We start from the raw sequence: 26,841 nt of genomic DNA, 5'->3' as shown, positions 1-26,841 counted from the left end.
TCGCGGTGGGGATGCGTCGGGTGGCCACGGCCAGCTTTGTCGGGACAGCCATCGAGTACTACGACTTCTTCATCTACGGCACCGCCGCCGCGCTGGTGTTCCCGGAGGTCTTCTTCCCCGACCTGAGCCCCACGGTGGCCACCGTGGCGTCGCTGTCGACGTTCGCCGTGGCGTTCCTGTCCCGCCCGGTGGGCGCGGCGGTGTTCGGGCACTTCGGAGATCGCTTGGGCCGCAAGCGGACCCTGGTGGCGACGCTGATGATCATGGGTCTGTCCACGGTGGGTGTCGGCCTGGTGCCCGGCGCCGACAGCATCGGGGTGGCCGCACCGCTACTGCTGATGGTGCTGCGGCTGCTGCAGGGGTTCGCCGTGGGCGGGGAATGGGCCGGGTCGGCACTGCTGAGTGCGGAATACGCACCGCCGCAGAAGCGGGGTCGCTACGGCATGTTCACCCAACTGGGCGTGGGTGCCGGCCTGCTGCTGGGCAACCTGGTGTTCCTGATCGCGAATGTGACTGTCGGAGAGACCAGTCCGACGTTCATGTCGTGGGGCTGGCGGGTGCCGTTCCTGTTCAGCGCGGTGCTGCTGATCATCGCGTTGTACATCCGGGTGAGCATCGAGGAGACGCCGGTGTTCCGCGAAGTGGTCCACGAGCCCGGTCAGGCTCCGCTGTCAGAGCTGTTCAACGCGCAGCCCCGGCAGGTGGTGCTGGGGTCGGGGTGCATGATCGGCGTCTTCACGTTCAGTTTCATGGGCGGCACCTATCTGATGGGGTACGCCACCACCATCCTGGCGCACCCGCGGGAGGTGGTGCTGACGGTCGGGGTGCTCGGCGGGGTGGCGATGCTGGTGAGCACCGCGCTGGCGGCGGTGCTGTGTGACCGGGTGGGCCGGCGCCGCGTCATCCTCACCGGCTTCTGCCTGGCGGTGCCGTGGTCGTTTGTGGTGATGCCCCTGATCGACACCGATTCCACGCTGCTGTTCGGGGTCGCGATCATGGTCACCTACGGGATCCTGGGGATTGCCAGCGGCCCCATGGCGGCCTTCCTGCCGGAGATCTTCGCCACCCGCTACCGCTACAGCGGCGCCGGGTTGGCCTTCAACCTCGGCGGCATCGTGGGCGGGGCGGTTCCCCCGATCCTGGCCGGGCCGCTGGTCGACGCCTTCGGTCCGCTGTCCATCGGCGTGATGATGGCGTCGCTGGTGACCGTGAGCCTGGCGACGACCTATCTGCTGCCCGAGACCAAGGGTGTCGAACTGGCCGCGGTGGGGGTTCCGCCTCAGGCGCTGCGGGGATCGGCGATCGACAGCAGGCGGTGATGCAGGGCGTCGTGGTAGACGATCGCCCACCGGCCTGACACCGATTCACCCGGCTCCAGCCACTGCAGTCCGACACCGTTGTTCAGCGCGTCGGCCGGAGCGGTCACCGGTTCCACCGCCACGGCCGTGATCGGACCGGTGGGCGAGGGGAATTCGCGGGTGACGAATGCGTGCACGAAGCCGAACTGCGCGTCGGCGTGCAGCGAGACCGACCTGCCGTCGGGGGCTCGCAGCGTGTGCGTACTGGACCCGTCCGGTTCGGGCGCCACCGCCCAGCAGTCGTCGAGCGCCAGGTCGGCCACAGCCCGCCCGGCCCGCAGATCCCACTGCGAACCCTCCACCGGGGTGACGCCCACCGGCAGCAGGCGGTCGTCGACGTCCACGTGGTATCTACCGTTGATCGTCAGCGTCAGGGTCTCGGTGGGCACGCCGCCGATCGCCAAGAACGGATGCGCGCCGAAACCGACCGGTGCACAGGCCGTACCGACGTTGTAGATCCGTTGGGTGGCTTCCAGTCCCTGGGCGGACAGCCGGTAGTGCACCACGGTGTCGAGCGCAAAGGGATAACCGGGCTGCGCGGACACGGGCGCACGCAGGGTGATCGAGGACTCGGTCCGCATGACGACCTGATATGCGGTGTGGCTGAGCAGGCCGTGCAGGGCGCTGCGGTGGACGGGGTCGGTGATGGCGAGCTGCAGCATCTGATCGTCGTGCGCCCAGCGGCCGTCGCGTACCCGATTGGGCCACGGCGCCAGGATCTTTCCGCAGAAGAACGGAGCCGGGACGTCCGGGTGGGCCGGCGGCGTGAGGGTGATGTCACCGACGCTGAGCTCCTGCAGGGCGGCGCCGACGTCGGTGATCACCGCGCGCACCCACCGCCCGCGCGCCTCGAGTTGCAGGACGTGTTCGACGTCGGGTGCGCCTGACAGTGCGCTCACCACGGGCCCGCACCTGGTCCGGGCCGGGTGTGACTGACGGTGGGTGGTCGGTGACCGGCGCGATCGAGCGTCGCGAGCACGGCCTCTCGCACCGGGTCGACACCGGCGGAGGAGACCAGCGCGATGACGCATCCCCCGAAGCCGCCGCCGGTCATCCGCGCGCCCAGCGCTCCCGCCGCGACGGCGGTGTCGGCGATCAGATCGATGTGTTCGGTGGTGATCCCGAAGTCGTCGCGCATGGAGGCGTGGGACTCGGTGAGCAGCCGGCCCACTTCGCCGAAGTCGTTGTCACCCAGCGCTGCCACGGTCTGCAGCACCCGCCGGTTCTCGGTGACGATGTGGCGGGCGCGGCGCCGGTCCTCGGATTCGGTCATAGCGTCCAGGGCTTCCTCCCCATCGACGTGCCGGTCGTGCCGGTCGTGCAGGTCGCGCAGCGAGGCCACACCCAGTGCCGCCGCCGCCCGCTCACACGATGCGCGGCGCGCTGCGTACTCACCGCCGCTGTGGTGATGTGCGCTGTGTGAGTTGATGAGCAGCAGTGCCAGATCGTGGGCGTCGGGATCGAACACGACCGAGCGGGTGGTGTTGTCGCGAAAATCGATGAGCTGCGCGTGCTTCGGTTCGGCGAAGAGGATGGCCAGTTGATCGAGCAGGCCGGTCGGCGCACCCACATAGTCGTTCTCGGCCCGGCGCGCGATGTGCGCCTGATCGAGGCGCTCGACCGGCCGGCCGGTGGCGGTCAGTAGGGCGCCGAGCACCGCACACTCCAGCGCTGCCGAGGAGGCCAGCCCGGCGCCCATCTCGACACCCCCGGTGATCGACATGGTGCCGCCGGGAACCGGGTGACCGGCATCCCGCAACGCCCACACCACCCCGGCTACATATGCCGCCCACCCGCCGATCTGCCCGGGAGTCGTGCTGTGCGGCACCACAACCGGATCCGGTGACCGGTCGCTGCAGACTGTCAGCGTGTCGCTGTCGTCGGGGCAGAGGGTGACGGTGGTGCGTTCGCCCACGGCGATGGGGAGCGCGAAACCGAGGTTGTAGTCGGTGTGCTCGCCGATCAGGTTGATGCGTCCCGGGGCTGAGAAACGTACGGCGTCCGCCATGTCAGAGCCCCCGCAGTGTGTCGGCGAGCGCCTCCGGGACAACGTCGTTGATGAACGCCCCCATCACCGACTCCGAGCCGGCAAGGTACTTCAACTTGGTGGCGCTGCGCCGGATGGAGATCACCTGGATGTGGAAGTAGCCTTCGCGCTGGGCCTCGCTGTCGGTGTACTGGTGCAGTGCCGCCATGTAGGGCAGCGGCGCGGCGTACATGCGGTCGAACCGTTGCAGGATCTGTTGGTAGACCGCGGTGAGGTCGTCGAGTTCGGCGTCATCGAGTTCGAGCAGGTTGCGCACCTTGCGGTTCGGGTAGATGTGCACCTCCACCGGCCAGCGGGCGGCGAACGGCACCAGGGCGGTGACACTACCGGTCGCCAGGATCACCCGCGAGCCGTCGGCAACTTCATCGGCCAGCAGGTCGGCGAACAGGTTGCTGCCGTTGGCTTTCCGGTGTGCGTCCGCCGCGGCCAGCATCGACTCTGTGGTGGGAGGCAGGTAGGGATACCCGTAGATCTGGCCGTGCGGGTGCGTCAGGGTCACCCCGATCTCTTCTCCACGGTTCTCGAAGACGAACACCTGCTCGATACCCGGCCGGGACATCAGGTCGCGGGTGCGCTCCCGCCACACGTCGACCACCAGTCTGGCCTTGCGCGACTGCAGCCCGGCGAACGAACCGGTGTGCTCGCTGGTGAAGCAGACCACCTCGCAGCGGCCGTTGTTGGCGGCCGACAGACTGGCGAAGCGGTTCTCGAAGACCGCGACGTCGTAGTCCGGGGCCGGGATCTCACTGGTCATGCCGGTGGGCCCGGGGCACAGCGGGCACTGATCGGGTGGCGGTTTGTAGGTGCGCTCCTGCCGCAGGGCCGCGATCACCACCCACTGGCCGGTGCGCCGGTCGAAGCGCAGGTCCGACGGTGTTGCGGGCTGCGCGGGAAGCGGGCGACGATCGGGTACCGGGGCCACCCGGTGCCCGGGCAGGTCGAAGAACCACAGATCGCGCCCGTCTGCCAGCGTCCGGTGCGTGGCCGCGAGGGTCAGGATGCGCCCTTCTTCTTGTTGTAGACGTCGAAGCCCACCGCGGCCAGCAGCACCAGACCCTTGATGAGCTGTTGGACATCGCTGCCGATACCGATCAACGACATGCCGTTGTTCAGGACACCGAGCACAAAACCGCCGATGACCGCACCGAACACCGTGCCCACACCGCCGTTGGCCGATGCCCCGCCGATGAAGGCCGCGGCGATGGCTTCCAGTTCCATGCCGATGCCGGCCTGCGGGGTGGCGGAGTTGAGCCGCGCCGCGAACAGCAGGCCCGCCAGCGCCGACAGCAGGCCCATGTTCACGAAGACCAGGAAGGTGACCCGCTTGGTCTTGACCCCGGACAGCCGCGCTGCCGCCACGTTGCCGCCGACGGCGTACACCTGCCGCCCGAAGACCGTCGAGCGCATCACGAAGGCGTAGACGACGAACGCGACTGCCAGCACGATGCCGACCACCGGGACGCCGCGGTAGCTGGCGAGCAGCAGGGTGAAGGCGGCCAGGGCAGCCACGATCGTGGCGCACTTGGCGATGAACCAGCCGGCCGGCAGGACGTCGAAACCGTAGTGGGACTGGGCCCGGCGTTGGCGCACCTGCTGCCAGACCGCGGCCACGGTGACCAGTGCGCCGAGGATCATGGTGGGCCAGTGGTAGAGGCTGCTGCCGCCGATCTCGGGCAGGAACCCGCTGCTGACCACCCCGAAGCTCCGAGGGAACGGTGCGATCGACTGGCCCTCCAGCAGGTACTGGGTGGCGCCGCGGAACACCAGCATGCCGGCCAGCGTGACGATGAACGACGGGATGCCGACATAGGCGATCCAAAAGCCCTGCCAGGCACCGATCAACGCTCCCAAGAGCAGACAGAGGGCGACAGCGAGCGGCCAGGGCATGGAGTTGTTGATCATCAGCACCGCGGAGGTGGCACCGACGAACCCGGCGATCGAGCCCACCGAGAGATCGATGTGTCCGCAGATGATCACCATCACCATCCCGATCGCCAGGATCAGGATGTAGCCGTTCTGCTGAACGATGTTGGTGACGTTCAGCGGCTTGAGCAGGATGCCGTCAGTGGTGAACTGGAACAGGATGACGATGAGCACCAGCGCCACGACCATGCCGTACTGGCGGAAGTTGCCCCGGATCGCCGCGGTGAGTCGCGCGAGCGTGGAATCCGGTGGCGGCGCCGCCGGCGCCGGTGATGTGGTGTCCACCGTGGGGGTGGTGGTCATGTGGTCCGTCCCTTCATCATGTGATGCATCAATGTCTCCTGGGTCGCGTCAGCACGACTGACCTCGCCGGTGAGGCGCCCCTCGTTCAGCGTGTAGATGCGGTCGCACAGGCCGATCAGCTCAGGCAGCTCCGAGGAGATGACGATGACCGATTTACCCTCGGCGGCAAGGGAGTTGATGATCGTGTAGATCTCGTACTTGGCGCCGACGTCGATCCCGCGGGTGGGTTCGTCCAGGATCAGCACATCCGGGTCGGCGAAGATCCATTTGCTCAGCACCACCTTCTGCTGATTGCCCCCGGACAGGTTGCCGGTGGTGGTCTTCACCGACTGCGCCTTGATGTGCATGTCCTTGCGGAACCGCTCGGCGACCACCGCTTCCTCGTGCTCGTTGATGACGGTCATCTTGCTCACCTTCTGCAACGACGCCAGGGTCACGCTGCGGGCGATGTCGTCCATCAGGTTCAAGCCGTAGTGCTTGCGGTCCTCGGTGGCGTAGGCGATCCGGTTGGTGATCGCATCGGACACCGTGTTGATGCGAATCTCCTTGCCGTCCTTGAAGACCGTGCCGCCTGCCTTCTTTCCGTAGCTGCGCCCGAACACGCTCATCGCGAGCTCGGTGCGCCCGGCCCCCATCAGACCGGCGAGGCCCACGACCTCGCCGCGCCGCACGTTGATCGACACCCCGTCGACCACCTTGCGTTGCTGGTCGAGCGGGTGGAACACCGTCCAGTCCTCGATGGCGAAGGTGACCTCGCCGATGGGATGCGGCGTCCGCTCCGGGAAGCGGTCGGTCATGTCGCGACCGACCATGCCCCGGATCACGTGTTCTTCGGTGATCTGGGGGTTCACCGCCAAGGTCTCGATGGTCTGACCGTCACGCAGGATCGTGATGTTGTCGGCCACCTGCATCACCTCGTTGAGCTTGTGCGAGATGATGATGCAGGTCAGACCTTGGCCGCGGAGCTCGATCATGAGGTCGAGAAGATGCCGGCTGTCCTCGTCGTTCAGGGCCGCGGTCGGCTCGTCGAGGATCAGGAGTTTGACCTTCTTCGACAGCGCCTTGGCGATCTCGACGAGTTGCTGTTTGCCGACCCCGATGTCGGAGATCCGGGTGCCCGGGCTCTCCCGTAATCCCACGCGCTGCAACAGTTTCTGAGCGTGGGTGGTGGTCTCGTTCCAGTTGATCACCCCGGCCGAGGCATGCTCGTTGCCCAGGAAGATGTTCTCGGCGATGGTCAGCACCGGCACCAGCGCCAGCTCCTGGTGGATGATGCCGATGCCGGCCCGTTCGCTGGAGCGGATGTCCTTGAAGTGGCCCGGTTTACCATCGAAGACGATCTCGCCGGCGTAGCTGCCGTGCGGATAGATACCGCTGAGCACCTTCATCAGGGTGGACTTGCCGGCGCCGTTCTCCCCGCAGATGGCATGGATCTCGCCCGTGCGTACGGTGAGGTTGACATCGCTCAGCGCGGTGACGGCGCCGAACCGTTTGGTGATGTCCCGCATCTCGAGCAGCGGGGCAGCAGGCTGGCTCATCAGGCGAGTTGATCCTGGGTGTAGTAACCCGACTCGACCAGCACCTTCTCGTAGTTCTCCTTGTCGACGCTGACCGGCTCCAGCAGATAGGAGGGCACGACCTTCACCCCGTTGTCGTAGGTGGTGGTGTCGTTGACCTCGGGTTCACCGTCGGTGAGCATGGAATCAGCCATCTGCACAGCGGATTCGGCCAATTCCCGGGTGTCCTTGAAGACGGTCTGCGTCTGCTCACCCGCGACGATGGACTTGACCGAAGCCAGCTCGGCGTCCTGTCCGGTGACCACCGGCAGCGGGTTGGCCGGTGTGCCGTAACCCGAGCTCTTCAGCGCAGAGATGATGCCCAGGGACATCCCGTCATACGGCGAGAGTACGGCGTCCACCCGACCGCTGGTGTAGGCCCGGCTGAGCAGGTTGTCCATCCGGGACTGGGCCAGCCCACCGTCCCAGCGCAGGGTGGCCACCTGGTCGAAGGACGTCTGGCCGCTGCGCACCACCAGCTTGCCGCTGTCGATGTAGGGCTGCAGGACACTCATGGCGCCGTCGAAGAAGAAGGTGGCGTTGTTGTCGTCGGGCGATCCGGCGAACAGTTCGATGTTGAACGGGCCCGGATTCTGCTCGACCCCCAGCTTGTCGACGATGTAATTAGCCTGAAGCACACCGACTTTGAAGTTGTCGAAGGTGGCGTAGTAGTCGACGTTCTCCGACCCGCGGATCAGGCGGTCGTAGCTGACCACCGGAATGTCGGCATCGGCGGCCCGCTGCAGGATGTCGGTCAGCGAGGAACCGTCGATGGGTGCGATGACCAGGGCCCGCACGCCCTTGGTGATCATGTTCTCGATCTGCGACACCTGGTTCTGCACCACGTCGTCGCCGTACTGCAGATCGGTCTCGTAACCGAGGGCCTGGAACTGCTCGGCCATGTTGTCACCGTCGGCCACCCACCGCTCGGAGGACTTGGTGGGCATCGAGATGCCGATGGTGCCGGAGGCTTCGCCGCCGGCCTCGGTGGATTCGGTGGTGGTCGAACGGCCGCACCCAACGCTCGTGATCGCGACCGCTGCTGCGAGCACGCCTACCGTCCGGACAAAGCTCCTGCGCATGGGAAAGTCCTTTGCTTGGTTCTGGTGCCGCGCATCCACGGCCCCCGCCTGATCGCCCTCGTGATGTGAGCGTTCACAACGGCGATCTTGTGACGGCTCTCACGCATTTGTCAAGGCGCCGAACAAACAATGTTAGCGTTCACAAAATCGTTGACAGGTTCCGAATGTGAGCGTTAACATCCCTGAGGTGTAACGCCGGTCACATCTTCTGCCGTCGCATCTTCCATCTGCTCGCACACCACCGGCGCTGCTCTGACCTCAGGGAATACTTGGATGAAGGGTTTTGTCATGAGCAAGTTCTTGACCGCGATGCTCGGCATCGTGACGGTGGGCGTCTTGTCGGCCTGTGGCAGCGGACCGGCACCCGCCGGCGACGCCGGCGGCGGCTCCGACGACGGCCGGATCACCATGGGCTTCTCCCAGGTGGGTGCGGAGAGCGGGTGGCGCACGGCCAACACCGCCTCGATCCAGGACGCCGCCAAAGAGGCCGACATCGACCTGAAGTTCTCCGACGCCAACGGCGAGCAGGAGAACCAGATCTCTGCCATCCGGTCGTTCGTGCAGCAGCAGGTCGATGTGATCGCCTTCAGCCCGGTGGTGCGCACCGGCTGGGATGCTGTGCTGCTCGAGGCGAAGAACGCCGGGATCCCGGTGATCCTGACCGACCGTGCCGTCGACACCACCGAACCCGACGTCTACAAGACCTTCCTGGGCGCCGATTTCGTCCGGGAAGGCACCTGGGCCGGCGAGTGGGTGGTCAAGGAGTTCGCGGCGACGCCCGGACCGGTGAACATCGTCCAACTGGAGGGCACCACGGGTTCGGACCCCGCCCTGGAACGCAGCAAGGGCTTCGCCGAAGCCATCGCCGCCGACCCCAAGCTCACCGTGATCGCCTCGCAGACCGGCGATTTCACCCGGTCGGGCGGCAAGCAGGTGATGGAGGCGTTCCTCAAGGCCAACCCGAAGATCGACCTGGTGTTCGCGCAGAACGACGACATGGCGCTCGGCGCCATGGAAGCCATCGAAGCGGCAGGCAAGAAGCCGGGCCAGGACATCAAGATCGTCGCGATCGACGCCACCCGCGACGGCATGCAGGCGCTGGCCGACGGCAAGTTCAACTTCATCGTCGAATGCAACCCGCTGCTCGGGCCGCAACTGATGGAGCTGGCCAAGCAGGTGGTCGCCGGTGAGTCCGTGCCGCCGCGCGTCGTCACCCCCGACGAGACCTTCGATCAGCAGCAGGCCGCCGCCGTGCTGCCCGACCGCAAGTACTGACGCGGTGCTGGTCAACGAGTCCGCCATGTCGACCCCGGTGGTCGACATGCGCGGCGTCACCATCGACTTCCCGGGAGTGCGGGCACTCGATGCCGTCGACTTCCGCCTGCTCCCCGGCGAGATCCACGCGCTGATGGGTGAGAACGGCGCCGGGAAGTCGACGTTGATCAAGGCACTCACCGGCGTCTACGACATCGACGCCGGAAGTATCACCGTGGCCGGTGTGCCGCAACGGTTCTCCGGCCCCCGGCAGGCGCAGGAGGCGGGCATCAGCACCGTCTACCAGGAAGTCAACCTGTGCACGAACCTGACCGTGGCGGAGAACATCCTGCTGGGACGTGAACCGCGGCGCCTGGGCCGCATCGACTCCCGGGCCATGAAGCGGCGCGCCGCCCAGTTGCTCGGGGAACTCGATCTCGACATCGACCCCGGATCCGTCCTGGGCGAGCACCCGATCGCCCTGCAGCAGCTCGTGGCGATCGCCCGGGCGACAGCGGTCTCGGCGCAGGTGCTGATCCTCGACGAACCGACTTCGAGCCTCGACGCCGGTGAGGTGGCCGAGCTGTTCCGGGTGATGCGCCGGCTGCGTGACTCCGGGACGGCCATCCTGTTCGTCTCGCACTTCCTGGACCAGATCTATGCGATCTCCGACAGGCTGACGGTGCTGCGCAACGGCCGCCTGGTCGGGGAGTACCCGACCGCAGCGCTGGACCGGGTGCAGTTGGTGGCAGCCATGCTGGGGCACGAGATGGACCTGCTGGAGGAACTGGGCGAGGAGTCCGCGCACACCGTCGACGAGAGCCAGCGGGTGCTGCACGCCCGCGGCGTGGGCCGGGCCCACGCCGTGGCACCCACCGACATCGACGTGCACCGCGGCGAAGTGGTGGGGTTGGCGGGCCTACTGGGCTCGGGCCGAACAGAGTTGGCCCGCTTGCTGTTCGGGGCTGACCGCGCCACCGCCGGAGAGATCTCCATCAACGGCACAGCGGTGACCCTGCGGTCACCGCGCGCGGCCATCGCCCAGGGTGTGGCCTTCACCTCCGAGGATCGCAAGGGCGAGGGCGTCATCGGCGACCTCACCGTGCGCGAGAACCTCGTGCTGGCCCTGCAGGCCCGCCGCGGCTTCGCGCGGCGGTTGTCGACGAAGACCACGAACGAACTGGTGGCCAAGTACATGCAGGTGCTCGACATCCGTCCCCGAGATCCCGGGGCGCTGGTGAAGAACCTCAGCGGCGGCAACCAGCAGAAGGTGCTCCTGGCGCGGTGGTTGATCACCGAGCCCCAGCTCTTCATCCTCGATGAACCGACCCGGGGAATCGATGTGGGAGCCAAGGCCCAGATCCAGAAGTTGGTGGCGGAGTTGGCAGAGGGCGGGATGGGGATGGTGTTCATCTCCGCCGAACTCGACGAGGTGGTGCGCATCAGCGACCGGATTGCCGTCCTGCGCGACGGCCACTGCGTCGCGCAGGTCGGATCTGATTGCGGTGTAAAGGAACTCACCGCGCTCATCGCCGGGGGGAGTGCGACATGATGCGGAAGCTGACCGCCTCGCCGCTGCTGTGGCCGGTGCTGGCGCTGGCCGCGCTGCTGGTGGTCAACGTGATCCTGACCCCGAGCTTTCTGAGCATCCGGATCCAGGACGGGCACCTGTTCGGCAGTCTGATCGACATCCTGCGCAACGGCGCGCCCACCATGCTGGTGGCGCTCGGGATGACCCTGGTGATCGCCTCCCGCGGTATCGACCTGTCGGTGGGTGCCGTGGTGGCCGTGAGCGGCGCGCTGGCGTGTGCGCACATCGCCGCGTCCGACAACCCCGCCGGGGCTGCGACGGTGATCACCGCGATGGGCATCGCCCTCGGTGTGGCGGTGGGGCTGGGTCTGTGGAACGGCATGCTGGTCTCGGTGTTCGGCGTCCAGCCGATCATCGCGACACTGGTGCTGATGACCGCGGGGCGCGGCATCGCCCTGTTCATCACCGACGGCCAGATCGTCACCGTCACCAGCGCGCCGTTCAAGGTGCTGGGGGCCGGGTATGCGTTCGGGTTGCCGGTCGCGATCCTGGTGAGCCTCGCGGTGTTCGCGGTGGTGGGCCTGGTGGTGCGGCGCACCGCCTTGGGCATGCTGCTGGAATCGGTGGGGATCAACCCGGAGGCCAGCCGCCTCGCCGGCGTCCGGCACCGCTCGATCGTCTTCGCCGTCTACGTCTTCTGCGCGGTGTGCGCCGGCATCGCCGGGCTGATGATCGCGTCGAACATCTCGGCCGCCGACGCCAACAATGCCGGCCTGTGGATCGAGATGGACGCCATCCTGGCGGTCGTGATCGGCGGCACCTCGCTGCTGGGCGGGCGGTTCAGCCTGACCGGAACCATCCTGGGCGCGTTGATCATCCAGACGCTGACCACCACCGTCTACACCGCCGGCATCACCCCGGAGACCACGCTGGTGTTCAAAGCACTGGTGGTCATCGCGGTGTGCCTGCTGCAGTCCCCGAAGTTCCGGGCGATGCTGACCCGCCGGCGGTCCGGGCCGAAACGCGACGGTGCAGGTCCGTCGACCTCGGTTACGACCGGCGGGGGCGACCTGCCCACACGTGAGATGAGCCGATCATGACCCTGCGCACCGCCACCCGGCCCCAGGGCACGCTGCCGGCTGCCGAGCTGCTGCGCCGCGTCCGTGGCCGCTATCTGTCCCCGCTGGCCTCGCTGGCCCTGTTCCTGGTGATGTTCACCGCGGTGGTGATGCGTTACGACTTCGCCAGTCCGGCACAGGTGTTCCTGAACCTGTTGGTGGACAACGCCTATTTGATCGTCCTGGCAGTCGGCATGACGTTCGTGATCGTGACGGGCGGCATCGACCTGTCGGTCGGTTCGGTGGTGGCGCTGTCCACCGTCATCGTCGCGACGGCGTTGCAGGGCGGCTGGCCCATGCCGTTGGCGGTCGGCACCGTCCTGGTGGTGGGCCCGGCACTCGGCCTGCTGATGGGCTTGATCATCGAGTACTTCGACGTGCAGCCGTTCATCGCCACCCTCGCAGGAATGTTCCTGGCCCGCGGCCTGTGCTACGTCATCAGCGTCGACACCCTGCCCATCAAGGATCCGGTGCTGCGCGAGATCGGGCTGAACTACGTCTATCTCTACGAGGACAAGTTCATCCGGTGGACGGTGGTGATCGCCCTGACCGTCGTGGTGGTGGCGGCCTACGTGTTGCACCAGACCCGCTTCGGCCGCACGGTGTACGCCGTGGGCGGCAACCGGCAGTCGGCGCAGCTGATGGGACTCGAGGCCGCGCGGGCTCGGGTGTCGGTGTATGCGATCAGCGGATTGTGTGCGGCACTGGCCGGTCTGCTGCTGGCGGTGCAGAAACTGTCCGGATACAGCCTCAACGGTATCGGCATGGAACTCGACGCCATCGCCGCTGCGGTGATCGGCGGGGTACTGCTCTCCGGTGGAGTCGGTTTCGTGTTCGGATCGGTGATCGGCGTGCTGGTGCTCGGGACCATCCAGACCTTCGTGACCGCCGAGAACCTGGACTCCTACTGGACCCGGATCATGACCGGCGTGCTGTTGTTGGTCTTCGTTCTCGTGCAGCGACTCGTGGTGAGGAAAACAGGATGAGCAGTCAGCCGACATTCCCGGCGAAACCGGTGATGGCCGATGTGGCCCGGCTGGCCGGGGTGAGCCACCAGACCGTGTCGCGGGTCATCAACGGCTCTGCCAACATCCGCCCCGCCACCAAAGAACGTGTACAGCAGGCCATCGACGAGCTCGGCTACCGGCCCAACACCGTGGCCAGGGCGCTGGTGACGCGCCGCTCGGGGATCATCGGGATCGTCGGCACCAGCAGCGCGCTCTACGGCCCGTCGAGCATCCAGCGCTCCGTGGAGGAGGCCGCCCGGGCGGCCGGCTACTTCACGGCCATGGTGCCGCTGGCCGAGGCCACCCCCGGTGGGCTGCGTGACGCGCTGGACCGCCTGGCGCGTCAGTCGGTCGAGGCCATCGTGATGATCGCCGCGCAGGAGGACGCGCTGGACGTGGCGCATTCCGCCGACGCCGGGCTGCCCCTGATCGTCGTCGAGGGCGACCTGTCCGGCAGCGGGCTGAGCGTGGGCGTGGACCAGATCGAGGGAGCGCGGCATGCCACGGCGTACCTGATCGAACTCGGCCACCGGGCCATCGAACACATTGCCGGTCCACCCGGCTTCACCGAGGCCAAGGGCCGGCGCACCGGTTACGAGGAGGCGATGCGGGCGGCCGGCCTGACGCCGCGGGAATCACTGGTGGGGGACTGGACACCGGCGCGCGGGTACGAACTGGGCCGCGAGCTCGTGCGGCGCGGCGACCTCAGTGCTGTGTTCGTGGCCAACGACCAGATGTCCATCGGTGTGCTGCACGCCTTCGCCGAAGCGGGGCTGTCGGTCCCGGGCGATATCAGCGTCATCGGCTTCGACGACATCCCCGAGGCGGCCTACCTCAACCCCGCCCTGACCACCGTGCGCCAGGACTTCCACGTCATCGGCCAACGCGCCATCGAACTGGTGACCGCCGCCCTGGAGGGCTCGGCGGAGAACATGCCACTACTGCCACCCGAACTCATCGTCCGCACGAGCACTGCGGTGTTCAAGGAGAATCAATGACCGACGAGAAATACACCATCGGAATCGATTTCGGCACCTTGTCGGGTCGGGCGCTGGTGGTACGTGTGAGCGACGGCCACGAGATGGCCAGCGCGGAACACACCTACGAACACGCTGTCATCACCGACACGCTGCCGGGGCACCCGGGTCGGCTGCCCTCGTCGACGGCCCTGCAGGTGCCCGCGGACTACGTGAACGTGCTGCGCACGGCCGTTCCCGCGGCCGTCGCCGCCGCCGGGATCGATCCCCGCGACGTCATCGGGGTGGGCACCGATTTCACCGCATGCACCATGGTGCCGGTGACCGCCGACGGCACGCCGCTGTGTGAACTCGACGAGTTCACCGACCGCCGGCACGCCTACGCCAAGCTGTGGCGCCACCACTCGCCGCAGCGCCAGGCCGACCACATCAACGCCGTGGCCCAGCGCCGCGGTGAGGCGTGGCTACCCCGCTACGGCGGATTGATCTCCAGCGAATGGGAGTTCGCCAAGGCGCTGGAGATCTTCGACGAGGATCCCGAGATCTACCAGGCGATGGACCACTTCGTCGAAGCGGCGGACTGGATCGTGTGGCAACTGTGCGGCACCTACGTCCGCAACGCCTGCACCGCCGGCTACAAGGGGATCCGGCAGGACGGGCAGTACCCCTCCCGCGAGTTCCTCGCCGAATTGCGGCCCGGCTTCGAGGATTTTGTCACCGACAAGCTGGAACACCCCATCGGCAATCTGGGGGACTGCGCTGGGGGGTTGACCGCGGAGGCGGCCCGGTGGACCGGTCTGCCGGAGGGCGTCCCGGTGGCGGTGGGCAACGTCGACGCCCACGTGACGGTCGCGGCCGCGGACGCCCTGGAGTCCGGTCAGCTGGTGGCCATCATGGGCACCTCGACCTGCCACGTGATGAACTCCGACGTACTGCGGGAAGTGCCCGGCATGTGTGGCGTGGTCCTCGGTGGGATCTCCGACGGCAGTTGGGGTTACGAAGCCGGCCAGTCCGGCGTGGGGGACATTTTCGCCTGGTTCGTCGACAACTGCGTGCCCGAGCAGTACCACGTCGAAGCGCGTCGCCGCGGGCTGACCCTGCACGAGCACCTGACCGACCTGGCCGGCAGGCAGCAGGTGGGCGAGCACGGCCTGGTGGCACTGGACTGGCACAGCGGCAACCGTTCGGTGCTGGTGGATCACGAGCTCTCCGGGGTGATGATCGGACAGACGCTGCAGACCACCTGCGTCGACATGTACCGCGCGCTGTTGGAGGCCACCGCGTTCGGGACCCGGATGATCGTGGAGACCTTCGTCGACAGCGGCGTCCCGGTCGACGAGCTGGTGGTTGCCGGCGGTCTGCTCAAGAACCACCTGCTGATGCAGATCTACGCCGACGCCGTGGGTCTGCCGCTGTCGGTGGTGCCCTCGGCGCAGGCGCCGGCCCTCGGATCGGCGATCCATGCCGCCGCGGCCGCGGGGGCATTCCCCGACGTCCCGACCGCCGCCAAGCAGATGGGTCGCCGTGAACACAAGGCGTACAACCCGATTCCCGCCAATGTGGAGGCCTACAACCGTCTCTACCGGGAGTACGTCGCAGCCTACGACTGGTTCGGCCGCGGCAATGACATGATGCGCCGGCTGCGGCGCATCGGAGCACAGGAAGCAGTGGGAGAAGTGGCATGACGATTACCTCCGACCTCGACTCGGTGATCGCCGATCTGCGCAAACAGGTGTGTGATCTGCATGCCCAGCTGACGCACTACGAGTTGGTGATCTGGACGGCCGGAAATGTCTCAGCGCGGGTGCCCGGCAGAGAGCTGATGGTCATCAAACCCTCTGGGGCCAGCTATGATTCGATGACCGCCGAGGACATGGTGGTGTGCGACCTCTACGGCAACCTCGTCGACGGTGCGCTCAACCCCTCGTCGGACACCGCCGCGCACGCCTACGTCTACCGGCACATGCCCGAGGTGGGCGGTGTGGTGCACACCCATTCCACCTACGCCACGGCGTGGGCGGCCAGGGGTGAGCCCATCCCGTGTGTGCTCACCATGATTGCCGACGAATTCGGCGGTGACATCCCGGTGGGGCCGTTTGCCCTCATCGGAGATGACTCCATCGGCCGTGGCATCGTGGAAACGTTGCAGCACAGCAACTCCCCGGCTGTGCTGATGCGCAATCACGGTCCGTTCACCATCGGCCGCACCGCCCGCGATGCGGTCAAGGCCGCCGTGATGGTCGAGGACGTGGCGCGCACCGTGCACATCAGCCGGCAACTCGGTACCGCTGCCCCCATCGACGCGGATGACGTGGCAGCCCTGTTCGAGCGTTACCAGAACGTGTACGGCCAGACCGGTCCGCACGCAGACCCTTCTTGAGGAGATCGACCGATGATCGCATCCCGCATCGTGACCAGCCAGGTGTGGCTGGTCACGGGTAGCCAGACCCTCTATGGTCCGGACATCCTGGAGCAGGTGGCCCACCAGTCGCGGCAGATCGCCGACCAACTCGACGCCAGCGGCGACGTCCCGGTCGAAGTCCGGTGGATGCCGGTGGTCAAGGACACCGAGGAGATCGCCCGGGTGCTCGGTGAGGCCGACACCAACCCCGACTGCATCGGGGTGATCGTGTGGATGCACACCTTCTCGCCGGCCAAGATGTGGATCCGGGGTCTGTCGGCACTGCGTAAGCCCCTGTTGCACCTGCACACTCAGTTCGAGGTCGAACTGCCCTGGCGCAGCATCGACATGGACTTCATGAACCTCAACCAGGCCGCTCACGGCGACCGGGAGTTCGGCTACATCCAGTCCCGGTTGTCGACGCCTCGCAAGACCGTCGCTGGCCACGTCAGCGACCCGAACACCACCCGCCGCGTCGGTTCGTGGGTACGCGCGGCGTTGGGCCGCGCCGAGTTGGCGACCCTCAAGATCGCCCGTTTCGGTGACAACATGCGCGGCGTCGCCGTCACCGAGGGCGACAAGGTGGAGGCGGAGGCGCACTTCGGCACCTCGGTCAACACCTACGGCGTCAACGACCTGGTGGACGTCGTGAACCGCGTGCGCCCCGCCGACGTCGACAAACTGATCCGCGAATACGAGAACACCTACCAGGTGGCCGACGAGTTGCGTTCCGGCGGTGACCGGCACGCGTCGCTGCGCCACGGCGCCCAGATCGAGCTGGGTCTGCGTAAGTTCCTCACCGACGGCAACTTCCATGCGTTCACCACCAACTTCGAGGATCTCGGTGGGCTGCGGCAACTGCCCGGTCTGGCCGTGCAGCGGCTGATGGCCGACGGGTACGGCTTCGGTGGCGAGGGCGACTGGAAGACGTCGATGATGCTGCGCGCCATCAAGGTGATGGGCGAGGGCCTGCCGGGCGGCACCTCTTTCATGGAGGACTACACCTACGACCTGACCCCGGGGCACGAGCGGATCCTGGGTGCTCACATGCTCGAGGTGTGCCCCACCATCGCGGGGGGCATCCCGTCGCTGGAGGTCCATCCGCTGTCGATCGGCAATCGCGAGGATCCGGTGCGGCTGCGTTTCACCGCGGCGCCGGCGGACGCCGTAATCGTGGGCATCAGCGATATGGGCTCCCGGTTCCGGTTGGTGGCCAACGAGGTTCGCGTGGTAGAGCCCACCGCCGAGCTGCCGAAGCTGCCGGTGGCATGTGCGGTGTGGGAGCCGCTGCCCTCGTGGTCGACGTCGGCGGAGGCGTGGCTGATGGCCGGTGCACCCCACCACACGGTGATGTCCACCGCCGTCGACACCGACACCATCGCCGACTTCGCCGAGATGACGGGCACCGAGCTGCTCGTCATCGACGAGTCAACCACGGTCCGCGGCTTCGCACACGAACTTCGGTGGAACAACGTCTACCACCACGTGGCGGCAGGACTGTGACGATGCTGGCCGCCCGCCTGCACGGCGTCGGTGACCTCCGGGTGGGCGCCGAGCCGGAGCCGGGGCAGGCGCCGCCGGGCTGGTCGCTGGTGCGGGTCACCTCGGTGGGGGTCTGCGGCTCCGATCTGCACTGGTTCACCGACGGGGGGATCGGCGAGAACCGGATCGACAACCCCGTGGTGCCCGGCCACGAGTTCGCCGGTGTCGCGCTGACGGGGCCGTACGCCGGCCGCAGGGTGGCAGTGGACCCCGCCATTCCGTGTGGCCAGTGCGAGATGTGTGGATTGGGCTATCACAACCTCTGCCCGACAGTGCAATTCGCCGGACATGGTGACGTGGACGGTGCCCTGCAGGAACAGCTGCTGTGGCCAGACCACCTGCTTTTCCCGCTGCCCGACAGCCTCAGCGACGACGCGGGCGCCCTGCTGGAACCCCTGGGAGTCGCCATCCACGCGGCGGCCGTCGGTCACGTGCGCCCGGATTCCGATGTGCTGGTGGTGGGTGCCGGGCCCATCGGTGTGCTCAGCGTGGCTGCGGCGCTGCGCCGCGGCGCTCGGCGGGTCTTCGTGACCGAACCGCTGGAACACCGGCGGCGCACCGCAGTGCACTTCGGGGCGGCGCAGGCGTGGGAGCCGTCCGCAGGTGCCGACGAAGTGCTCGACGCCACCGAGGGGCGCGGCGTCGACGTGGTGATCGAGGCGGCCGGCACGGATCCGGCGATCGCCACCGCCGTGGCTGCGGTCCGCCCGGGCGGCCGGGTGGCACTCGGAGGTATTCCGTCCGAGGAGCTGTCCAGCTTCCCGGCGGCCCCGGCGCGGCGCAAGGGCATCACGTTCGCGATGGTCCGGCGGATGAACGACACCTACCCGCGGGCAATCGAACTGGCCACCAGCGGCGTCGATCTCGACGCGCTGGTGACTGCGCGCCATGAGCTCGCCGACGCCGAGAAGGCCTTCCTGTCCGCGTCGCAACGCCACGGCGACAAAGTGGTGGTGGCGGTCTCCGCCGGCTGAGCTCGCCACCCGCTACGCTTCGAGGGTGACGCAGGACTGGCGGGCACTCAACCACGCGAACTGGGAGTCCCGGGTACCCGTGCACACCGCCGCCGACGGATACGACCTGAAGGCGTTCGACGAGCCCGGGTATCTGTCGGAGGTGGTGCGCTACGACCTGCCCCGGCTGGGCCGTCTGGACGGCCTGGCCGTCGTTCACCTGCAGTGTCACATCGGTACCGACACGGTGTCGCTGGCGCGCCTGGGTGCCACTTCGGTGGTGGGGCTGGACTTTTCGGGTGCCGCCGTGCAGGCGGCCACCCGATTCGCTGCGCGCGCGGGGGCCCGGTGCCGCTTCGTCGAGGCCGATGTCTATGACGCCGTTGCTGCGCTGGGCACGCGGTTCGACCTGGTGTACACCGGTATCGGCGCCTTGTGCTGGTTGCCGGACATCACGGCGTGGGCCGAGGTGGTGGCCGGTCTGCTCGAACCAGGCGGGCGGCTGTTCCTGCGCGAAGGCCATCCCATGCTGTGGTCACTGTGCGACCCGCGGCCCGACGGCCTGCTGGTGGTGGAGTATCCCTACTTCGAGGGTCGGGGTGTGGTGTTCGAGGAGGACACCAGCTACGCCGGGTCGGCGGCCGTCGCGCAGCCGCGGTCGGTGTCGTTCAACCACGGACTCGGCGAGGTGTTCACTGCGCTCACCGCGGCCGGCCTGACCGTGACGCACCTCGAAGAGCACCGCGAGGTGCCGTGGAACCCGTTGGACGACGCCATGATCGGGAGCCGTGAGTATCCCGGGGAGTTCGTGCTGGCGGAGCAACCGGACCGATTGCCGCTGACCTACACGCTGCAGGCGATCAAGCCCGGTCAGTCCGGGTGACTCTGGTCGAAGGCGGCGTCGAAGCGCGCGTCCGGCAGTTGCCACAGCAGCGAGCGGACGAACTCGAGCGCCTCCTTGGCGCCGTGGCGGCGATCCATGCCGGCGTCCTCCCACTCCACGGAGATGGGCCCGGTGTAGCCGATCTGTTCCAACGCCCGGAACGCGTCCTCCCAGTGGATGTCGCCGCGTCCGGTCGACACGAAGTCCCAGCGTCGACGGGGGTCTCCCCACGGTAGGTGTGACCCCAGCAGGCCGGAGCGGCCGTTGGGCGGCCGCACCCGGGTGTCCTTGCAGTCGACGTGGTAGATGCGGTCGGCGAAGTCGATGATGAACGTGACCGGGTCCAGGCCCTGCCAGACCAGATGGCTGGGGTCCCAGTTCAACCCGAAGCCGGGACGGTTGCCGATCGCGTCGAGCGTGCGACGGGTGGTCCAGTAGTCGTAGGCGATCTCCGAGGGATGGACCTCGAGAGCGAACCGGACGCCCTGGTCCTCGAAGACGTCGATGATCGGGTTCCACCGCGCGGCGAAATCCTCGAAGCCGGCCTCGATGACCGCATCCGGGACCGGCGGGAACATCGCGACGTACGGCCAGATCTTCGACCCGGTGAAGCCGGTCACCACATCGACGCCCAGTCGCCGGGCCACGCGGGCGGCGCGCTTCATGTCGTCGGCCGCACGCATGCGCACACCTTCGGCCTCCCCGTCGCCCCAGACGGCCGGGCGCAGAATGGCGCGGTGCCGGAAGTCGATCGGGTCGTCGCAGACAGCCTGCCCACCCAGATGGTGTGAGATGGCGCGCACTACGAGCCCGTGGCGGTCGAGTATGTCCAGACGGCTCTGCAGGTACTCGGGGTCTTCGTCGGCCCGCTGCAGATCGAGGTGGTCACCCGATGCGGCGATCTCGAGGCCGTCATACCCCCATTCCCCGGCCATCTCGGCGACCGTCTCGAAGGGCAGGTCCGCCCACTGGCCGGTGAACAGGGTGACCTCGCGACGGCTGATCATGACGAAAGCTCCTCGGTGATGGCCCGCGCGGCGCGCACGGCGGTGGTCATGCCGGTCAGGGTCGAGTTGCAGACCAGCGCGGTCGGGATCACGCCGTTGCCCGCCACGTAGAGGTTCTCGAACCCCCACACACGGGAATCAGGGTCACACACGCTGGTGCCGTCGTTTGTCGGGCCGGACCGCACCGTTCCGGTGAAGTGCAGCGACGAACCCGCGGGCAACACTCCCGAATCGGTGTCGGGATCGAATGGGCCCAGCGACTCCGCCGCGCGGCGCTGCACCCGCCGGGCCGCCTCCAGGTGGGCCCGGTCGGTGTCGGTGTAGTCGAATTCGACGGTGATGCGCGGCATTCCGGCGGCATCGGTCTCGGTGTCGGAGAACCGAAGGGCATTCTCGGCACGGATCTCGGTGGCCACGTAGAACTCCAGTCCCACCGCGTAGGCCAGCGGTCTGCGGTCTTCGTCGATCATCACCGAGTTCATGATGTGTACCTGGAACGGCTGATCGGCGCCGCTGTGCGGAACCCACAGACAATCGGCAGCCCACTCGTGGTCGGTCGGCGGGTCCAGCGCGGCCAGGTCGAACCCCAGCCGCTGCGGGTCGGCGAGCACCTGCCCGGAGAGGAAGTAGTGCTCGTTGAGGTGGCGGCCGAGCGCGGGCGGCCGGATGCCCGAGGCGAACAGCAGCTGCGGGGTACGGATGGCGTCGGCGCACACCACGACGTGGTCCGCGTGTAGCGCCCGCGTGGCGCCGGTGCGGACGTCGCGAATCTCGACGCCGGTGGCCCGGCCGCCGCGATGCAGCACAGCCGTGGCCAGGCTGCCGAGGTGCAGCGTGAAGGCGGCGTCGGCCGCACCGCCGATCGGCGGGAAGATCAGCGCCGGCCCGGTGCGCTCCTTGAGCCCCGAGGGCGTGGGATTGACTGCCATGGGCATGGTCTGGATGCCCCGGCCCTCGGCGCTGACCGGATCGAAGAGTTCGCCCAGCGCCGTGAGCACCGCCCGGCCGGCCGCGGTCGGGGGGTAGGGCGTGCGGTTGACCCGCAGCAGTTCGGCGGCGCGCTGCAGGTCGGCGGTCCACTCCGGTTCCGGTATGTGGGGGAACACCTCGCTGCCCCACGGGGCGGGAGTGGCTGCGGTCCAGTGGATTCCCATGCCGCCGGCATTCCAGGCCACCGCGGCCGCCGGCATGGCGGTGGCGTCCTGCCCGATCGACTGCAGGTGGTACATCCCCGGCTGGACGTCGACCATGGTGGCACCGACGTCCATGCTCGGAGCCACCCCGGTGTAGAAGCCCTGGATGCCGGTGGCCACTTTCTCGTTGTACCGGCCCCAGATCTCCGGATCGGGCACGTCGTGCAGATGTTGGCCCGGTGTGGAACCCAGTGCCGGCCCGCCGTCCACCATCGCGATACGCAGGTCCTGATCGCCCTCGCGCAGGCAGCGGGCGACGGCCGCGCCCATCAGCCCGCTGCCGACGATGAGGACGTCGAAGGTCTGCCCGGTGCCGGTCATGTCCAGCTGATCCCGCGGTAGGCGCGGAAGGCGTCGCGACTGCGTTCGATCGACTCCAAATCGGGATAGCGGCTGTAATCCTGCTCGAGCAACATGTACTCCACGTGGGGAAGGGTCAGGGCGGTGTCGATGATCTCCTGGATCGGCAGGACTCCGGTGCCGATCTCGGTGAAGCAGAGTGGGTCCTCGACGCTCTCGAACAGCGGCATGTCGATGTCGGCGCCGATGTCGACCACGCCGTCGTACATGGAGATCGGCTGGGGGGCCGTGGCGGGAAAGTCCTTCTGGTGCAGTAGGACGATGCGCTCTCGGTACCGCTGCATCCAGTCGATCGGGTTGTGCCCGGCGCGGGTCACCCAGTAGGTGTCCAGCTCGACGAAAACGAGTTCGGGGTCGGTGTGCTCGAGGATGATCTGGTAGACGGGCTCGCCGTCGATGCGCTGGAACTCCTGGTAATGGTTGTGGTAGTAGAACCGCATGCCACGGTCGGCGCACAGTTGCCCCACCTGGTTGAAGAAGTCGGCGCGGCGCAGCACGTGATCGCGGTCGCCCGCGGGGAAGAACTCGATGTCGTTGCCGATCTGGCGACAGCCGATCTCCTGCTGGTAGTCCAGGATCGCCGGAAGCCGGTCGAGGCGCAGCGGGTTGACGTGTGCGCCCACGGTCTGCAGGCCGAGGTCGGTGAACATGGTGCGCAGTTCGTCTGCCGGGACACCGAATCCGATGCCGTCGTCGGTGTCAGCGGCGTGGTTGGCAGCCTCGAGGTAGCGGAAGCCGAGCTCGGAGATGCGTTGAAGAGTCAGCGGTGTCGACTCGGCGAGTGCTCGGCGGACCGAGTACAACTGCAGTCCGATGCGTAGCGGCACGGGCATTCCTCACGTCGGTGGTGGATGGTTCACGTCAGCCGGGCGGCCAGGATCTCGTTGACGCGCCAGCTGTTGGCCAGGATGGTCAGGACGGGATTGACCCCACCGTTGGTGGGGTGCAGTGCGCCGTCGGCGACGGTGATACCCCGATACCGCCACAGGGCGCCGGTGGCGTCGGTGACCGAGGTGGCGGGATCGACGCCCATCCGGCACGTCCCGGCCTGATGCTGGTCGGCGGACGGACCGCGGCGGGGTGTCCACCGGGTGGCGACCGTGCGGACGGCGCCGCTGGCGGTCAGCCATTCCCGCGCCTTGTCGGTCAGCAGATCGGCGACGGCGAGGTCGTTGGAGTGCGGCCCCGGTGAGTCGAGGTGGACCAGCGGGACGCCGACGGCGTCGCGGCGGTGGGCGCTGACGCTCACCCGCGAATCTGCCTGCGGCACCTCGTGGACCGGGCCGATGATGACCGCGCAGCGCTGGTAGGCCCGGGCGAGTTCGTCGACGGCGCTGGGACCGTAGGCCGAGACGACGCCGGCCTCGACCAGCCCGCCCCAGGCCTCGAACGGGGTCGGGGTGAACTCGTTGGCCAGGATGCCGCCGCCGGCGACTCCGGGGTTGCCGTGCCGGTAGGAGGTGGTGGCGATGCTGGGACCCGGCCCCACCAGATCCTGGACAGGATCGGCGAAAAGCCCTGTGGCACCGGAGTACAGATGGCCCTGCAGATAGCGGCCGATCTGGTCGTGGGGGTCGTTGATACCGCTGGCGAGCAGCAGTCGGGCCGACTCGATGGCGCCCGCGGCCAGCACCACGTGGCGTGCCCGCACCGAGCGGGGGCGTCCGTCCGCCACGAACTCCACCCCACAGACGGTGGTGTGTTCGACGATGAGCTTGGTGACGACCGCCGACGTGGTGAGTGTGCACCGTCCGGTGGCCAGGGCCGAGCGCAGCACGGTGTTGTGCGAGCCGTTCTTGGCGTCCGCCCGGCACGGGTGTCCGACACACAGCGCGCACTGCACACACGCCGGCCGCTTGTTGTAGGCGCGGGTGTTGATGGCCATCGGCGGTGTGGTGGTGGGCAACCCGAGTGTGCGGGCGCCGTCGGCCAGCCGCCGGCCGATCGTGGTCAGGGGTACGCCGGGCATCGGGTACGGGCGACGACGGGCACCGTCGTGTGCGGCGGGTGCGTCGGGGCCGGCGACGCCGATGACCTGCTCCACCGTGTCGTAGTAGGGTGCCAGCTCGTCGTAGGTGATCGGCCAGTCCACGAAGTCGCCACCGTACATGGAGCCCATCGCGAAGTCTTCGGGGCTGAACCGCCACGCCATCGCGCCGTAGACCCTGGTGCCGCCACCGAGTGCCATCGCGTTGCCGTTCCACTGCGAAGTCCCGGGCGGTGTCGGTTCACCATCGACGAAACGTGTTGCGCCCAGGGCGGGTAGGTCGACCGGGCGATCGAAGCCGGAGAAGGTGCGGGCGCTTGCCCCGTGGCGAGCGGTGAGCTGCGCCGCAGTCAGGGCCGGGGCCCGTTCGAGCACCAGCGTGTGCAGTCCGGCTTCGGTCAGCACGTGGGCGGCCACCCCCGCGCCGGCGCCCGAGCCGACGATCACCACGTCGTAATCGGTCTCGAGGTCGTCGGCGGGTGTGGTGGCAGGCACCGAATCCTCGACGGCGGGCCACTGCCGACCCGGCGGGAGCACCCGGAACCCCACGGTGTCGAGGACGTCGGGTTGCTCGAGCACCACCGCGGCCACCCAGCGGCCGAACCGCTCGACGGCTTCGGGTGCCGATGCCTGCAGCGCGCGCAGGCGATCCTCGGTGGGCAGGCCGAGGAAATCGGCGGTGCCCACGATGGCTGCGATCGCGTCGCGGATCGCGGCCCCGATCTGCTCGGGCACCTCCGGCAGCTCACGGAGCTGGGGGAACAGGGCGGTCGCCGCCGCACGGAGTAGGGGATCGGGCGTCATCGGGCCTCGGTGGGCGCGTTCCACGCCTGCGTCGCGAAAGCAGCCGCCTGCGCCAGGTCCGCGTCGTCGGGCACGGTGTATTCCAGCGTCACCGAGCCGGTGAATCCCGCCTGGGTGAGTGTGGAGATGACCGCCGCGATGCCCGGTGTGTCGGGGGCGACCCTGGCTCGGTCGGCAGCGGCGAAGTGCACCAGCGACACCGTGTCGGCGTGCGCGCCCACAACACCGGCCAGGGTGCCCTCGACTGCGGCCAGATGGTAGAGATCGGCGAGCAGGGTCGCGCGCCGGTCATCGATCAGCACCCGTAGCGCGTCGGCCTCGTCGAGGGTGTTGAGCAGGAAGCTCTCGTCGGTGCGCAACGCTTCGATCGACAACCCGACCTGTGCGGGGGCGTCTGCCAGCACCTCGCGGATCGCCGCCGCGGCGCGCTCGATGCCGGCCTGTCGGGGTTCGTCCTGCCACGGGGTCTCGCGGCAGGCGGGAACCACCACCAGCTGCCCGGAGCCGAGCTCGGCGGCCTGCTCCAGGGCGCCGCGCAGGTAGCGCTGGGCAGCGGATCGGCTGGCCCGGTCCGGGGATCCGAGTTCCGCGTCCGGATTCCACTGCCAGCACAGCGACGGCGCGGTCAGACAGTGCTGGTCGAGGCTGCGGCGCACCGTGGCCGAATCGAGGTCGGGGCGGGCGTCGAGTTCGATGGCGGTCAGGCCGGCTGCCGCCGTGCGGGCCAGCGCCCGGCTGCGGTCACCAAGCACCCATTCACTGGAGGCGATCTGCACTCACGCGCTCCCGGGCCGGGCATCGAGGTACCGCAAGCTCGCGGTCAGGGCATCGAGGATGTCGCCGTCGTAAGCGTCGAATTCCACGATCCACCAAGCGGCGTGCTCGATGGCGGCCAGAGTGGGTTCAAGATCCACGCTGCCCTGCCCCAGCGCCACCATGGGCGCGTCCACGTCCTGCGCTGCACCATCTTTGACGTGGATCAGCTGCACCCTGGAACCGAGCCTGGCGATCAGGGCTGCGGGATCGACACCGGCCACCGTGGACCAGTAGACGTCGAGTTCGAAGAACACCGAGCTGTCCAGGGCCGAATGCAGGATCTCCAGCGGCAGAACACCGTCGACGGCACGCAGTTCCCACCAGTGGTTGTGAATGCCGAACTCGAGGCCCTCGACGCGAGCCACATCGTTGGCGCGACCGTAGACGTCGATCAGTTCCTCGATGCCCGCGCGGCTGCCGTAGCGGACGTCCTCGGGCCAGCCGTGCCAGATGATGCGGCGGGTGTCGAGGATCTCGGCTTGGCGCAGTACCGCGTCGCGGTCATCGCCGAGCGGCAACTCGACATGCGCCGAGCACACCTGCAGGCCGCTGGCTGCGAACACCGTTGCGGCGTGCCTGATCTCGTCTTCGTCGAGCTCGGCTTCGACGCCGAATGCGGTTTCCACGCCGGAGAATCCGATCTCGGCCAACGCACGGACGGTGCCGTCGAAGTCTGATGCCAACCGGTCTCGGACACTCCAGAGTTGGACGGCGACGGGGGGTGCGGACATGTTCTTCC

Annotated in this window: 23 protein-coding genes; 11 read left to right on the top strand and 12 right to left on the bottom strand. The window is 68.0% G+C overall.

The window, feature by feature from the left end; translation table 11 throughout:
- Positions 1-11: 11 nt before the first annotated feature.
- Positions 12-1,319, top strand: coding sequence for an MFS transporter (locus G6N58_RS06710; RefSeq protein ID WP_115281730.1), 1,308 nt, complete (start codon positions 12-14; stop codon positions 1,317-1,319).
- On the opposite strand, the gene G6N58_RS06705 is transcribed toward G6N58_RS06710, so the two are convergent.
- The 6 genes from G6N58_RS06705 to chvE are packed head-to-tail and all read right to left on the bottom strand — an operon-like array spanning position 1,280 to position 8,269.
- Positions 1,280-2,257, bottom strand: coding sequence for an aldose 1-epimerase family protein (locus G6N58_RS06705; RefSeq protein WP_232067759.1), 978 nt, complete (start codon positions 2,255-2,257; stop codon positions 1,280-1,282). The genes G6N58_RS06710 and G6N58_RS06705 overlap by 40 nt on opposite strands.
- On the bottom strand, positions 2,254-3,366 hold the full coding sequence (locus G6N58_RS06700; RefSeq protein ID WP_115279264.1) for a galactokinase: 1,113 nt from the start codon (positions 3,364-3,366) through the stop codon (positions 2,254-2,256). Before G6N58_RS06700 ends, G6N58_RS06705 begins: the two co-directional genes overlap by 4 nt.
- Position 3,367: 1 nt before the next feature.
- Positions 3,368-4,405, bottom strand: coding sequence for a galactose-1-phosphate uridylyltransferase (galT, locus tag G6N58_RS06695; RefSeq protein ID WP_068920234.1), 1,038 nt, complete (start codon positions 4,403-4,405; stop codon positions 3,368-3,370).
- Entirely contained in the window at positions 4,399-5,631 is a 1,233-nt protein-coding gene (mmsB, locus tag G6N58_RS06690) for a multiple monosaccharide ABC transporter permease (RefSeq protein WP_115279265.1), read from the bottom strand. The genes galT and mmsB overlap by 7 nt, the downstream gene beginning before the upstream one ends.
- The gene (mmsA, locus tag G6N58_RS06685; protein WP_115279266.1) at positions 5,628-7,169 is read right to left on the bottom strand and encodes a multiple monosaccharide ABC transporter ATP-binding protein; all 1,542 of its coding nucleotides are present in this window, start codon (positions 7,167-7,169) and stop codon (positions 5,628-5,630) included. Before mmsA ends, mmsB begins: the two co-directional genes overlap by 4 nt.
- Positions 7,169-8,269 (bottom strand): multiple monosaccharide ABC transporter substrate-binding protein, encoded by a 1,101-nt coding sequence (gene chvE / locus G6N58_RS06680; RefSeq protein WP_115281734.1) that lies wholly within the window; start codon positions 8,267-8,269, stop codon positions 7,169-7,171. Before chvE ends, mmsA begins: the two co-directional genes overlap by 1 nt.
- 288 nt (positions 8,270-8,557) lie before the next feature.
- Here chvE and G6N58_RS06675 point away from each other — a divergent pair, with 288 nt between their 5' ends.
- The 10 genes from G6N58_RS06675 to G6N58_RS06630 are packed head-to-tail and all read left to right on the top strand — an operon-like array spanning position 8,558 to position 19,935.
- Positions 8,558-9,544 (top strand): ABC transporter substrate-binding protein, encoded by a 987-nt coding sequence (locus tag G6N58_RS06675; protein WP_068920232.1) that lies wholly within the window; start codon positions 8,558-8,560, stop codon positions 9,542-9,544.
- 25 nt (positions 9,545-9,569) lie between these two features.
- Positions 9,570-11,075 carry a sugar ABC transporter ATP-binding protein gene (locus G6N58_RS06670; protein ID WP_163907958.1) on the top strand — a complete coding sequence of 502 codons (1,506 nt, stop codon included), beginning with the start codon at positions 9,570-9,572 and terminating at the stop codon, positions 11,073-11,075.
- Positions 11,072-12,154 (top strand): ABC transporter permease, encoded by a 1,083-nt coding sequence (locus tag G6N58_RS06665; RefSeq protein ID WP_115279267.1) that lies wholly within the window; start codon positions 11,072-11,074, stop codon positions 12,152-12,154. The genes G6N58_RS06670 and G6N58_RS06665 overlap by 4 nt, the downstream gene beginning before the upstream one ends.
- The gene (locus G6N58_RS06660; RefSeq protein WP_115279268.1) at positions 12,151-13,158 is read left to right on the top strand and encodes an ABC transporter permease subunit; all 1,008 of its coding nucleotides are present in this window, start codon (positions 12,151-12,153) and stop codon (positions 13,156-13,158) included. The genes G6N58_RS06665 and G6N58_RS06660 overlap by 4 nt, the downstream gene beginning before the upstream one ends.
- Complete coding sequence (locus tag G6N58_RS06655) at positions 13,155-14,177, top strand: LacI family DNA-binding transcriptional regulator (protein ID WP_115279269.1); 1,023 nt, start codon at positions 13,155-13,157, stop codon at positions 14,175-14,177. Before G6N58_RS06660 ends, G6N58_RS06655 begins: the two co-directional genes overlap by 4 nt.
- On the top strand, positions 14,174-15,841 hold the full coding sequence (gene araB, locus G6N58_RS06650; RefSeq protein ID WP_115279270.1) for a ribulokinase: 1,668 nt from the start codon (positions 14,174-14,176) through the stop codon (positions 15,839-15,841). The genes G6N58_RS06655 and araB overlap by 4 nt, the downstream gene beginning before the upstream one ends.
- Entirely contained in the window at positions 15,838-16,536 is a 699-nt protein-coding gene (locus G6N58_RS06645) for an L-ribulose-5-phosphate 4-epimerase (RefSeq protein WP_115279271.1), read from the top strand. The genes araB and G6N58_RS06645 overlap by 4 nt, the downstream gene beginning before the upstream one ends.
- Before the next feature lie 12 nt (positions 16,537-16,548).
- The gene (gene araA / locus G6N58_RS06640) at positions 16,549-18,060 is read left to right on the top strand and encodes an L-arabinose isomerase (protein ID WP_115279272.1); all 1,512 of its coding nucleotides are present in this window, start codon (positions 16,549-16,551) and stop codon (positions 18,058-18,060) included.
- 2 nt (positions 18,061-18,062) lie between these two features.
- Positions 18,063-19,073, top strand: a complete 1,011-nt coding sequence (locus G6N58_RS06635) for a zinc-dependent alcohol dehydrogenase (RefSeq protein ID WP_115279273.1) — start codon at positions 18,063-18,065, stop codon at positions 19,071-19,073.
- Between the two features lie 25 nt (positions 19,074-19,098).
- Positions 19,099-19,935 carry a class I SAM-dependent methyltransferase gene (locus tag G6N58_RS06630; protein ID WP_115279274.1) on the top strand — a complete coding sequence of 279 codons (837 nt, stop codon included), beginning with the start codon at positions 19,099-19,101 and terminating at the stop codon, positions 19,933-19,935.
- Here G6N58_RS06630 and G6N58_RS06625 read toward each other — a convergent pair.
- Genes G6N58_RS06625 through G6N58_RS06600 form a run of 6 tightly spaced genes read right to left on the bottom strand, consistent with a single transcriptional unit; the run spans position 19,923 to position 26,833 of the window.
- The gene (locus tag G6N58_RS06625) at positions 19,923-20,942 is read right to left on the bottom strand and encodes a sugar phosphate isomerase/epimerase family protein (protein WP_115279275.1); all 1,020 of its coding nucleotides are present in this window, start codon (positions 20,940-20,942) and stop codon (positions 19,923-19,925) included. The two genes, G6N58_RS06630 and G6N58_RS06625, sit on opposite strands and share 13 nt — an antisense overlap.
- On the bottom strand, positions 20,939-22,456 hold the full coding sequence (locus G6N58_RS06620) for a GMC oxidoreductase (RefSeq protein WP_115279276.1): 1,518 nt from the start codon (positions 22,454-22,456) through the stop codon (positions 20,939-20,941). The genes G6N58_RS06625 and G6N58_RS06620 overlap by 4 nt, the downstream gene beginning before the upstream one ends.
- The gene (locus tag G6N58_RS06615; RefSeq protein WP_163907954.1) at positions 22,453-23,322 is read right to left on the bottom strand and encodes a sugar phosphate isomerase/epimerase family protein; all 870 of its coding nucleotides are present in this window, start codon (positions 23,320-23,322) and stop codon (positions 22,453-22,455) included. The genes G6N58_RS06620 and G6N58_RS06615 overlap by 4 nt, the downstream gene beginning before the upstream one ends.
- 29 nt (positions 23,323-23,351) lie before the next feature.
- Positions 23,352-25,286 carry a GMC family oxidoreductase N-terminal domain-containing protein gene (locus tag G6N58_RS06610; RefSeq protein ID WP_115279278.1) on the bottom strand — a complete coding sequence of 645 codons (1,935 nt, stop codon included), beginning with the start codon at positions 25,284-25,286 and terminating at the stop codon, positions 23,352-23,354.
- The gene (locus tag G6N58_RS06605) at positions 25,283-26,062 is read right to left on the bottom strand and encodes a sugar phosphate isomerase/epimerase family protein (protein WP_115279279.1); all 780 of its coding nucleotides are present in this window, start codon (positions 26,060-26,062) and stop codon (positions 25,283-25,285) included. The genes G6N58_RS06610 and G6N58_RS06605 overlap by 4 nt, the downstream gene beginning before the upstream one ends.
- The gene (locus G6N58_RS06600) at positions 26,063-26,833 is read right to left on the bottom strand and encodes a sugar phosphate isomerase/epimerase family protein (RefSeq protein WP_115279280.1); all 771 of its coding nucleotides are present in this window, start codon (positions 26,831-26,833) and stop codon (positions 26,063-26,065) included.
- Between the last annotated feature and the right edge of the window lie 8 nt (positions 26,834-26,841).

Source organism: Mycolicibacterium tokaiense (genome assembly GCF_010725885.1).
In the GTDB taxonomy this organism is placed as follows: domain Bacteria; phylum Actinomycetota; class Actinomycetes; order Mycobacteriales; family Mycobacteriaceae; genus Mycobacterium; species Mycobacterium tokaiense.
Note: the sequence above shows the minus strand (reverse complement) of the source record. Positions and strands in the feature narration are given on the sequence as shown.

Bases quoted from the DNA above. Each gene is read 5' to 3' on its own strand.
- G6N58_RS06670 (WP_163907958.1), top strand. From the start codon at position 9,570: ATGTCGACCCCGGTGGTCGACATGCGCGGCGTCACCATCGACTTCCCG.
- mmsA (WP_115279266.1), bottom strand. From the start codon at position 7,169: ATGAGCCAGCCTGCTGCCCCGCTGCTCGAGATGCGGGACATCACCAAA.
- G6N58_RS06655 (WP_115279269.1), top strand. From the start codon at position 13,155: ATGAGCAGTCAGCCGACATTCCCGGCGAAACCGGTGATGGCCGATGTG.
- G6N58_RS06610 (WP_115279278.1), bottom strand. From the start codon at position 25,286: ATGACGCCCGATCCCCTACTCCGTGCGGCGGCGACCGCCCTGTTCCCC.
- mmsB (WP_115279265.1), bottom strand. From the start codon at position 5,631: ATGACCACCACCCCCACGGTGGACACCACATCACCGGCGCCGGCGGCG.
- G6N58_RS06675 (WP_068920232.1), top strand. From the start codon at position 8,558: ATGAGCAAGTTCTTGACCGCGATGCTCGGCATCGTGACGGTGGGCGTC.
- G6N58_RS06620 (WP_115279276.1), bottom strand. From the start codon at position 22,456: ATGACCGGCACCGGGCAGACCTTCGACGTCCTCATCGTCGGCAGCGGG.
- G6N58_RS06635 (WP_115279273.1), top strand. From the start codon at position 18,063: ATGCTGGCCGCCCGCCTGCACGGCGTCGGTGACCTCCGGGTGGGCGCC.
- G6N58_RS06710 (WP_115281730.1), top strand. From the start codon at position 12: ATGCGTCGGGTGGCCACGGCCAGCTTTGTCGGGACAGCCATCGAGTAC.
- G6N58_RS06600 (WP_115279280.1), bottom strand. From the start codon at position 26,833: ATGTCCGCACCCCCCGTCGCCGTCCAACTCTGGAGTGTCCGAGACCGG.
- G6N58_RS06660 (WP_115279268.1), top strand. From the start codon at position 12,151: ATGACCCTGCGCACCGCCACCCGGCCCCAGGGCACGCTGCCGGCTGCC.
- araB (WP_115279270.1), top strand. From the start codon at position 14,174: ATGACCGACGAGAAATACACCATCGGAATCGATTTCGGCACCTTGTCG.
- G6N58_RS06665 (WP_115279267.1), top strand. From the start codon at position 11,072: ATGATGCGGAAGCTGACCGCCTCGCCGCTGCTGTGGCCGGTGCTGGCG.
- G6N58_RS06700 (WP_115279264.1), bottom strand. From the start codon at position 3,366: ATGGCGGACGCCGTACGTTTCTCAGCCCCGGGACGCATCAACCTGATC.
- G6N58_RS06625 (WP_115279275.1), bottom strand. From the start codon at position 20,942: ATGATCAGCCGTCGCGAGGTCACCCTGTTCACCGGCCAGTGGGCGGAC.
- araA (WP_115279272.1), top strand. From the start codon at position 16,549: ATGATCGCATCCCGCATCGTGACCAGCCAGGTGTGGCTGGTCACGGGT.
- G6N58_RS06645 (WP_115279271.1), top strand. From the start codon at position 15,838: ATGACGATTACCTCCGACCTCGACTCGGTGATCGCCGATCTGCGCAAA.
- chvE (WP_115281734.1), bottom strand. From the start codon at position 8,269: ATGCGCAGGAGCTTTGTCCGGACGGTAGGCGTGCTCGCAGCAGCGGTC.